This window comes from Herbaspirillum sp. (assembly GCF_035644555.1).
Classification (GTDB): domain Bacteria; phylum Pseudomonadota; class Gammaproteobacteria; order Burkholderiales; family Burkholderiaceae_D; genus Herbaspirillum.
The window spans coordinates 79,732-88,472 of the sequence record NZ_DASQOH010000048.1 but is presented as its reverse complement, the minus strand read 5'-3'; the positions used below and the strand labels follow the sequence as shown (position 1 = coordinate 88,472).

Here is an 8,741-nt window from a genome sequence, read left to right as displayed (position 1 = left end):
AACCTCAAAAGTGGGAGGCCACCATACCCGTTTACAAAGCGAACAGGAAAGTCAATGAAATCAACGGTCTACCCAGACCACCCCCGCGCCAGTGCTAGCTTTGCGTACCGTCACTTATTGCACTGAAAACGAGGAGACCCCTTCCCATGCGCACGCACCACCTCCAGGAACATGGCCAGCACCGGCGACGGATCGCCGCGCCGGTAGAGGCAGCTCAGCTCCAGGTCCTTGAGGTGGCGGCTGCGCAAGGGCACGAACACCACGCCCGGCAGGCGCAGGCTGGCGGCCGACCGGGTGGCGATGGTCAGCCCGAAGCCACTGGCCACCAGGGCCACGGCCGTCACCACGTCCTCGACGTCCTGCTCGACCGCCAGCCGCACGCCTTCCTGGCGGAAGGCCTCGGCCACTTCCTGCGCCAGCCCGTGGATGGCCTCGTTGGGGTAGAGGATCATGGGCAGCCCGTCGAGGTCGGCCATCCCGACCTGCCTGCGCTGCGCCAGCGGGTGCGCTTCGTGCATCGCCACCAGCAGCGGCTCGCGCAACACCGACTCGACCACCAGGTCCGGCTCGGGCGGGATCAGGCGGTTGAAGCCCACGCTGATGCGCCGTTCGCGCAGCGCCTGCAGCTGCTCGGACTTGGTGAGGTTGTGCAGCGCGATGCGCACCTCGGGCCGCTGCGCGTGGAACTTCGCGAGCACGCGGGGAATGACGTCCAGCACGCCCGAGCCGTAGATGCCCACGTCGAGCTGGCCGGTCAGGCCCTGCGCCGCGCGCCGCGTGCGCTCGGCCGCGCGCTGCGCCAGGTGCAGCAGGTTGGGCACCTCGTCCAGCAGCGTCTGGCCCGCCTCGGTCAGCTCCACGCCGGCCGGTGTGCGCAGGAACAGCGGCGCCCCCATCTCGTCTTCCAGCGCCTTGATCTGGCGCGACAGCGGCGGCTGCGCCATGTGCAGGCGCTCGGCCGCGCGGGTGAAGTTGCGCTCTTCGGCGACCGCCAGAAACTGGCGCATGTCTTTGAGATCCATGGGGCCTCCTGGTTCGGCTCGCAATACCTCACCAGTATAGGGTCGCAAAAATTCGGTATTGGACGGTATGACCGCTCCGCCCTATCTTTGGCAGCTGAAGCTGCTGCGTTGAAGAAGAACTGAGACATGTCCCTGTTTGATTCCCGCCCCAAGTTCGCAGTGCACGTGGCCCAGACGGACGAGACCTTTCCCTGCGCCGGCAATGAAAGCCTGCTCACCGGCATGGTCCGCCTGGGCCGCAAGGGCATCCCGGTGGGTTGCGTCAACGGCGGCTGCGGGGTCTGCAAGGTCCGCATCGTCGAGGGACAGATCAAGGCCCTGGGGCCGATCAGCCGTGCACACGTGACGCTCGACGAAGAGAACCAGGGCTACACGCTGGCATGCCGCGTGGCACCCCAGACGCCGGTGAACCTCGAAGTGGCCGGCAAGTTGAGCAAACCGTTTTCCAAGGGGCGCGCAGAGTCTGCGACTGCCAGCCCTTCGATTCAGCAGCAGTAACCAACCACCAGGAGACACAACATGGGTGTGATGCGCATCGGGCACGCGAGCCTGAAAGTGATGGACATGGACGCCGCCGTCCGGCACTACGAGAACGTGCTGGGCATGAAGACCACCATGAAGGACAAGGCGGGCAACGTCTACCTCAAGTGCTGGGACGAATGGGACAAGTACTCGGTCATCCTGACCCCGTCGGACCAGGCCGGCATGAACCACCTGGCCTACAAGGTCGAGAAGGAAGCCGACCTTGAAGCGCTGCAGCAGAAGATCGAGGCCTGGGGTGTGAAGACCACCATGCTCGACGAAGGCACCTTGCCCTCGACCGGCCGCATGCTGCAGTTCAAACTGCCCAGCGGGCACGAAATGCGCCTGTATGCCAGCAAGGAGTTTGTCGGCACCGACGTGGGCAACATCAATCCCGACCCCTGGCCCGACGGCCTCAAGGGCGCGGGCGCCCACTGGCTGGACCACTGCCTGCTGATGTGCGAGATGAATCCCGAGGCCGGCATCAACACCGTGGCCGACAACACCCGCTTCATGACCGAGGCGCTGGACTTCTTCCTGACCGAGCAGGTGCTGGTCGGACCCGAAGGCAACATGCAGGCGGCGACCTGGATGGCCCGCACCACCACGCCGCACGACATCGCCTTCGTCGGTGGGCCGCGCAGCGGCCTGCACCACATCGCCTTCTTCCTGGACTCGTGGCACGACGTGCTCAAGTCCGCCGACGTGATGGCCAAGACCAAGACGCGCATCGACGTGGCCCCCACCCGCCACGGCATCACGCGCGGCGAGACGATCTACTTCTTCGACCCGAGCGGCAACCGCAACGAGACCTTCGCCGGCCTGGGCTATCTGGCCCAGCGCGACCGGCCGGTGACGACCTGGACCGAAGACCAACTGGGCAGCGGGATCTTCTATCACACGGGCTATCTGGTGCCGTCTTTCACCGAGGTGTACACGTGATCACCCCCCTGCGCCACTGACGCGGCTTCCCCCCTCTCTGGCGCGCCTTCGGCGCTTGGAGGGGGGACGGCACCTGAGGCCCGGCGGAGCCGGTTCCTCGGTGCCCCTCGAACTGGAGTCACCTTTCTCTCGCCGCTTCTTCTTATGACATCCGCTCTCTCTGTTCCATCTTCCGTCATCACCGCATCTGCGGCTTCGTTGGCCTGTCAGGCGGCGGTGGCGCATGCGGAGGCATCGGGCATTCGCATCAACGTGGCCGTGACCGATGCCTCGGGCACGCTGACCGCGTTTCTGCGCATGCCCCATGCGTTTCTGCATTCGATCGACATCGCGATCGACAAGGCCTACACCGCGGCCAGCTTTGGCTTCCCCACCTCGCAGTGGGGCGGCGTGATCGGCGACGACGAGCTGCTGCGCATCGGCCTGAACCAGCGCCAGCGCCTGGTGCTGTTCGGTGGCGGCCTGCCCATCGTGGCCGGTGGCCAGCGCATCGGCGGCATCGGCGTGTCCGGCGGCTCGGCCGAACAGGACGAAGCCTGTGCCCGCGCCGGCCTGAAGGCCCTGGGCCTCGACTGACTTTTCTTTTCCTTCCTCACGCACCATGAAACAGTTCCTGAACTTCATCAACGGCGATTTCGTCGCCACCGCCAAGACCTTCGAAAACCGCAACCCGGCCACCAACGAGGTCGTAGGTCTGGTGCACGAGGCCGGTCAGGCCGAGGTCGACGCGGCCGTGGCCGCGGGCCGCGCCGCGCTCAAGGGCGAGTGGGGCACGATGAGCGTGGTCAAGCGCGCCGAACTGCTGCACGCGGTGGCCGACGAGATCAACCGCCGCTTCGACGACTTCCTCGCCGCCGAACTGGCCGACACCGGCAAGCCGCGCTCGCTGGCTTCGCACATCGACATCCCGCGCGGCGCCGCCAACTTCAAGATCTTTGCGGACATCGTCAAGAACGTGCCGACCGAGAGCTTCCAGATGACCACGCCCGACGGCGGCACTGCCATCAGCTACGGCCTGCGCACACCCCTGGGCGTGGTCGGCGTGATCTGCCCCTGGAACCTGCCGCTGCTGCTGATGACCTGGAAGGTCGGCCCGGCCCTGGCCTGCGGCAACACCGTCATCGTCAAACCCTCGGAGGAAACCCCCGCCACCGCGACCCTGCTGGGCGAGGTGATGAACGCGGTCGGCGTGCCCAAGGGCGTGTACCAGGTGCTGCACGGCTTCGGCCCCGGCTCGGCCGGCGAATTCATCACCAAGCACCCGGGTGTCAACGGCATCACCTTCACCGGCGAGACCCGCACGGGTGAAGCCATCATGGCCGCCGCCGCCAAGGGTGTGCGCCCGGTGTCGTTCGAACTCGGCGGCAAGAACGCCGGCATCGTGTTCGCCGACGCCGACTTCGACAAGGCCATCGCCGGCATCACCCGCAGCGCCTTCGAGAACTGCGGCCAGGTCTGCCTGGGCACCGAACGCGTGTACGTGCAGCGCCCGATCTTCGACAAGTTCGTCGCCGCGCTGAAAGAAAAGGCTGAGGGCCTGAAGATCGGCGGCCCCGACATGCCGGGCGTGGGCATCGGCCCGCTGATCTCGGCCGAACACAAGCAGAAGGTCATGGGCTACTACGCCAAGGCCAGGGCCGAGGGGGCGACCGTCGTCACCGGCGGCGGTGAACCGGCCATGACGGGCGAGTACGCCAACGGCCACTTCGTGCAGCCCACTATCTGGACCGGCCTGCCCGAAAGCGCCAGCGTGATCCGCGAGGAGATCTTCGGCCCCTGCTGCCACATCGCCCCCTTCGACACCGAAGAGGAAGCGATTGCGCTGGCCAACGCCACCGACTACGGCCTGGCGACCACCGTGTGGACGCAGGATCTGGGCAAGGCGCACCGCATGGCCGCGGCCATCGAGGTCGGCCTGTGCTGGATCAACAGCTGGTTCCTGCGTGACCTGCGCACCGCCTTCGGCGGCAGCAAGGCCTCGGGCATCGGCCGCGAAGGCGGCGTGCACTCGCTGGAGTTCTACACGGAACTCCGCAACGTGATGGTGAAGCTGTGATCTCCCCCCTGCGCCGCTGCGCGGCTTCCCCCCTCCGTTGCGCGTCTTCGACGCTTCGAGGGGGACGCCGCCTGTGGCCCGGCATAGCCGGTTCCACGGCTGCCCTGGACGAACGGCCTCGTGCGCCGACAGCGAGTGGGCCGGGGCGACTGGTGCAGTGAAGTAAAGGAGGAGGCGAGCGCGCAGCGACCGACGGGGGACATGAACGGAACCAGTCGTCCCGGCCCACTCGCCGCCCCTTCAAAGCAAAGACCTCAAGGACAAGACACATGAATGCCCCACACAACCCTGAAATTGCGCTGAGCGTTCGCACAGGCAGCTTCAACACCAACGTGCACGACCTCGGCAGCTCCAAGCCGGGACAGCCTCCGGTGCTGTTCATCCACGGCTCCGGTCCGGGTGTAAGCGCCTGGGCCAACTGGCGCCTCGCCATGCCGGTCATCGCCAAGGATCGGCGAGTCATCGCGCCCGACATGGTGGGCTTCGGCTACACCGACCGCCCCGCCGGCATGACCTACAACATGGACACCTGGGTCCAGCAGGCGCTGGATGTCATGGACGCGATGGGCGTCGAGAAAGCCGACGTGGTCGGCAACAGCTTTGGCGGCGCGCTCTCGCTGGCGCTGGCGATCCGCGCGCCGCAGCGCGTGCGCCGCCTGGTGCTCATGGGCTCGGTCGGTGTGCCCTTCCCGATCACGCCGGGCCTGGACGCGGTCTGGGGCTACGAGCCCTCGCTGGCCACCATGAAGCGCCTGCTGGACATCTTCGCCCACAGCCGCGCGCTGGTCACCGACGAGCTGGCCGAGCTGCGCTACCAGGCCAGCATCCGCCCCGGCTTCCAGGAATCCTTCTCGGCCATGTTCCCGGCCCCGCGCCAGCGCTGGGTCGACGCCATGGCCAGCCCCGAATCGGCGATCCGCGCGCTGCCGCACGAGACGCTCATCGTCCACGGCCGCGAGGACCAGGTGATTCCGCTGCAGACCTCGCTCACGCTGAGCCAGTGGATTCCCAACAGCCAGCTGCACGTGTTCGGCCACTGCGGCCACTGGACGCAGATCGAACACGCCGCGCGCTTCGCCCAGCTGGTGTCGAACTTCCTCGCCGAAGCCGACGCGCAGGGCGCCGCGTCCGCCTGACCCCTTTTCCCACACAGAACACCATGGACAACTCCAAGATCCAGCACTACGGCGACGAGCTCTACCAGTCGCTGCTCGACCGCCAACCCGTCGCTCCGCTGACCGACCGCGAAGCGGACATCACCATCGAGGACGCCTACCAGATCCAGCTGCGCATGATCCAGCGCCGGCTGGACGCGGGCGAGCGCGTGGTGGGCAAGAAAATAGGCGTGACGAGCAAGGTCGTGATGGACATGCTCAAGGTCAACCAGCCCGACTTCGGCCACCTGCTCTCGGGCATGGTCTACAACGAAGGCCAGCCCATCCCGGTGAGCAGCATGATCGCGCCCAAGGCCGAGGCAGAGGTCGCCTTCATCCTGGCGCGCGACCTCGAAGGCCCCGGCGTCACCGCGGCCGACGTGCTGCGCGCCACCGACTGCGTGATGCCGTGCTTCGAGATCGTCGACTCGCGCATCAAGGACTGGAAGATCAAGATCCAGGACACCGTGGCCGACAACGCCTCCTGCGGCGTGCTCACGCTCGGCGGCCTGCGCAAGAGCCCGCGCGACCTCGACCTCGCGCTGGCCGGCATGGTGCTGGAAAAGAACGGCGAAATCATCAGCACGTCCTGCGGCGCATCGGTGCAGGGCTCGCCGGTCAACGCGGTGGCCTGGCTGGCCAACACGCTCGGCCGTCTGGGCATCGGCCTCAAGGCCGGCGACATCATCCTCTCTGGCTCGCAGTCGCCGCTGGTGCCGGTGGTCGCGGGCGACAGCCTGTATTGCAGCGTCGGCGGCCTGGGCGGCACGTCGGTGCGTTTCGTCGCCTGAGCGGGAAGGAAACAACCACATGAAACTCGACAAGAACACCCTCGCCCAGCTCGCCGAGCACCTGGAAAACGCCGAGCTGAAGGCGCACGACGTCACCAAGATCACCGACGACCACCCGGACATGGACTGGGACGACGCCTACGCGATCCAGGACCTGATCCGCGCGCGCAAGGAAAGCCGTGGCCACAAGACGGTGGGCCTCAAGTGCGGCCTGACCTCCTACGCCAAGATGAAGCAGATGGGCGTGGACACGCCGGTCTTCGGCTTCGTCAGCGACTACATGGCCTGCGCCGAAGGCAGCGACATCAAGACCTCCGAACTCATCCACCCCAAGGTCGAGGCCGAGATCTGCGTCGTCACCAAGGCGCCGCTCAAAGGTCCGGGCTGCCACGTCGGCGCCGTGATGGCCGCGATCGACTTCGTGATCCCCGGCGTGGAGATCATCGACAGCCGCTACCGCGACTTCAAGTTCGACCTCAAGAGCGTGATCGCCGACAACACCTCGGCCTCGCGCTTCGTGATCGGTGGCCGCGCCCGTCGTGTGGAAGACCTGGACCTGCGCACGCTGGGCGTGGTGCTGGAGAAGAACGGCCAGATCGTGGCCATGGCCGCCGGCGCCGCCGTGATGGGCCACCCGGCCGCCGCCATCGCCGCCCTGGCCAACCACCTGGGCGCGCGCGGTCAGGAGATCCCGACGGGCAGCTTCATCATGACCGGCGGCGTGACCGAAGCCATTGCGGTGCAGGCCGGCGACAGCGTGAACGTGCGCTTCCAGGACCTGGGCACGGTTGGCATGCGATTCGTCTGAGCGCCGCCCTGAGCCGCCTGCACCCATGAACGCACCCGCCACCCCGTCGCGCGCCGTGACCGTGCTGGTCACGCGCCGGGTCGCACCCCAAGGCGTGGCCGGCTTCGAGACGGCCATGGCCGGCATGATCGAGGCAGCGACCCACTTCCCCGGCCACCTGGGCGGCCACCTGGGCGGCCAGCTGGTGCGCCCTGGCGAGGCCGGCGGCGGCGACGAGCCCCTGCTCTACCACGTGGTCTTCGCCTTCGACAACGAGGCGCACCTGGCCGCCTGGCAGGACTCGCCCGAGCGGGCCCGCTGGCTCGCGCAAGTCGCACCCCACACCGTCGGTGCGCAGGAGATGCGCCGGGTCAGCGGGCTGGACTACTGGTTCGCGCCGGCGGGCAGCACCACCAAGGCGCCGCCGCGCTGGAAGGTGGCGATCGTGACTTGGCTGGGCATCTTCCCGACCGTGCTGCTGCTGTTCCTCACCGTGGCGCCGCTGCTGGCCGACTGGCCGCTGGTGCCGCGCACCATGGTCATCACCGTGCTGGTGGTGGTCCTCATGACCTGGGTGGTGGCGCCGCGCCTGACCCGCTGGCTGGCCGGCTGGCTGCACGCCCGTCCGCCCGTAGGAGGGCGCCCATGAGCCCGGCACCACGCCCCCTGGCGGGGCAGACCGCCTTCGTCTCGGGCTCGACCGCTGGCATCGGCCTGGCCATCGCCCAGGCCCTGCTGGCCGACGGCGCCCATGTGGTGCTCAACGGCCGCGGCGAGGCGTCGGTGCAGCGCGCCCTGCAGACCCTGCGCCAACAGCACCCGCAGGCCGAGGTGTCGGGCATCGCCGCCGACCTGGGCACCGCCGCCGGCTGCGAGCAGGTGGCGACCCGGCTGGCCGATGTGGACATCCTGGTCAACAACCTCGGCATCTTCGAGCCCAAGCCCTTCGAGCAGATCGCCGACGCCGACTGGCAGCACCTGTTCGAGGTCAACGTGATGAGCGGCGTGCGCCTCGCCCGCGCCGCGCTGCCCGGCATGCTGACGCGCAACCGCGGCCGCATCGTCTTCATCTCCAGCGAGTCGGGCATCTGCCCGCCGGCCGAGATGGTGCATTACGGCATGAGCAAGTCGGCCCAGCTGTCCGTGGCACGCGGCCTGGCCGAGTGCTGCGCCGGCACCGCCGTCACGGTCAACAGCGTGCTGCCCGGCCCCACGCTGACCGAAGGCGCACGCGCTTTCTTCGACACGCTCGCCGCGCAGCAGGGCCTGAGCTTCGACGAAGCCGCGGCCCGCTTCTTCCGCGACGCGCGCCCCACCTCGCTGCTGCGCCGCTTCATCCGCCCCGACGAGGTGGCGGCCATGGTGGCCTACGTCTGCAGCCCGCAGGCCAGCGCCACCACCGGCGCCGCGCTGCGGGTGGACGGTGGCGTGGTGCGCACGCTCACCTGAACCTTTTTTCTTCTTCCC

Annotated in this window: 10 protein-coding genes; 9 read left to right on the top strand and 1 reads right to left on the bottom strand. The window is 67.9% G+C overall.

What is annotated here, in order from left to right; all coding sequences use genetic code 11:
* Positions 1-110: 110 nt before the first annotated feature.
* The gene (locus tag VE092_RS12820; protein ID WP_008328845.1) at positions 111-1,022 is read right to left on the bottom strand and encodes a LysR substrate-binding domain-containing protein; all 912 of its coding nucleotides are present in this window, start codon (positions 1,020-1,022) and stop codon (positions 111-113) included.
* Positions 1,023-1,148: 126 nt separating this feature from the next.
* On the opposite strand from VE092_RS12820, the gene VE092_RS12815 reads away from it, so the two are divergent.
* From VE092_RS12815 to VE092_RS12775, 9 genes are all read left to right on the top strand, one after another.
* Complete coding sequence (locus VE092_RS12815; RefSeq protein WP_008328848.1) at positions 1,149-1,520, top strand: 2Fe-2S iron-sulfur cluster binding domain-containing protein; 372 nt, start codon at positions 1,149-1,151, stop codon at positions 1,518-1,520.
* Between the two features lie 21 nt (positions 1,521-1,541).
* Entirely contained in the window at positions 1,542-2,486 is a 945-nt protein-coding gene (locus tag VE092_RS12810) for a catechol 2,3-dioxygenase (protein WP_008328854.1), read from the top strand.
* 144 nt (positions 2,487-2,630) lie between these two features.
* The gene (locus VE092_RS12805) at positions 2,631-3,062 is read left to right on the top strand and encodes a GlcG/HbpS family heme-binding protein (protein ID WP_034350336.1); all 432 of its coding nucleotides are present in this window, start codon (positions 2,631-2,633) and stop codon (positions 3,060-3,062) included.
* Between the two features lie 25 nt (positions 3,063-3,087).
* Positions 3,088-4,542: a 2-hydroxymuconic semialdehyde dehydrogenase gene (locus tag VE092_RS12800; RefSeq protein ID WP_008328859.1), complete on the top strand. Its 1,455-nt coding sequence runs from the start codon at positions 3,088-3,090 to the stop codon at positions 4,540-4,542.
* A gap of 269 nt (positions 4,543-4,811) precedes the next feature.
* Positions 4,812-5,678: an alpha/beta fold hydrolase gene (locus VE092_RS12795; RefSeq protein ID WP_008328861.1), complete on the top strand. Its 867-nt coding sequence runs from the start codon at positions 4,812-4,814 to the stop codon at positions 5,676-5,678.
* 23 nt (positions 5,679-5,701) lie between these two features.
* Positions 5,702-6,487, top strand: coding sequence for a 2-oxopent-4-enoate hydratase (dmpE, locus tag VE092_RS12790; RefSeq protein ID WP_008328863.1), 786 nt, complete (start codon positions 5,702-5,704; stop codon positions 6,485-6,487).
* 19 nt (positions 6,488-6,506) lie between these two features.
* Positions 6,507-7,295, top strand: a complete 789-nt coding sequence (dmpH, locus tag VE092_RS12785) for a 2-oxo-3-hexenedioate decarboxylase (protein WP_008328869.1) — start codon at positions 6,507-6,509, stop codon at positions 7,293-7,295.
* 25 nt (positions 7,296-7,320) lie between these two features.
* Positions 7,321-7,923, top strand: a complete 603-nt coding sequence (locus tag VE092_RS12780; protein ID WP_008328872.1) for a hypothetical protein — start codon at positions 7,321-7,323, stop codon at positions 7,921-7,923.
* The gene (locus VE092_RS12775; RefSeq protein WP_008328873.1) at positions 7,920-8,723 is read left to right on the top strand and encodes an SDR family NAD(P)-dependent oxidoreductase; all 804 of its coding nucleotides are present in this window, start codon (positions 7,920-7,922) and stop codon (positions 8,721-8,723) included. Before VE092_RS12780 ends, VE092_RS12775 begins: the two co-directional genes overlap by 4 nt.
* The last annotated feature ends 18 nt before the right edge of the window (positions 8,724-8,741 follow it).

Bases quoted from the DNA above. Each gene is read 5' to 3' on its own strand.
- VE092_RS12820 (WP_008328845.1), bottom strand. From the start codon at position 1,022: ATGGATCTCAAAGACATGCGCCAGTTTCTGGCGGTCGCCGAAGAGCGC.
- VE092_RS12815 (WP_008328848.1), top strand. From the start codon at position 1,149: ATGTCCCTGTTTGATTCCCGCCCCAAGTTCGCAGTGCACGTGGCCCAG.
- VE092_RS12810 (WP_008328854.1), top strand. From the start codon at position 1,542: ATGGGTGTGATGCGCATCGGGCACGCGAGCCTGAAAGTGATGGACATG.
- VE092_RS12805 (WP_034350336.1), top strand. From the start codon at position 2,631: ATGACATCCGCTCTCTCTGTTCCATCTTCCGTCATCACCGCATCTGCG.
- VE092_RS12800 (WP_008328859.1), top strand. From the start codon at position 3,088: ATGAAACAGTTCCTGAACTTCATCAACGGCGATTTCGTCGCCACCGCC.
- VE092_RS12795 (WP_008328861.1), top strand. From the start codon at position 4,812: ATGAATGCCCCACACAACCCTGAAATTGCGCTGAGCGTTCGCACAGGC.
- dmpE (WP_008328863.1), top strand. From the start codon at position 5,702: ATGGACAACTCCAAGATCCAGCACTACGGCGACGAGCTCTACCAGTCG.
- dmpH (WP_008328869.1), top strand. From the start codon at position 6,507: ATGAAACTCGACAAGAACACCCTCGCCCAGCTCGCCGAGCACCTGGAA.
- VE092_RS12780 (WP_008328872.1), top strand. From the start codon at position 7,321: ATGAACGCACCCGCCACCCCGTCGCGCGCCGTGACCGTGCTGGTCACG.
- VE092_RS12775 (WP_008328873.1), top strand. From the start codon at position 7,920: ATGAGCCCGGCACCACGCCCCCTGGCGGGGCAGACCGCCTTCGTCTCG.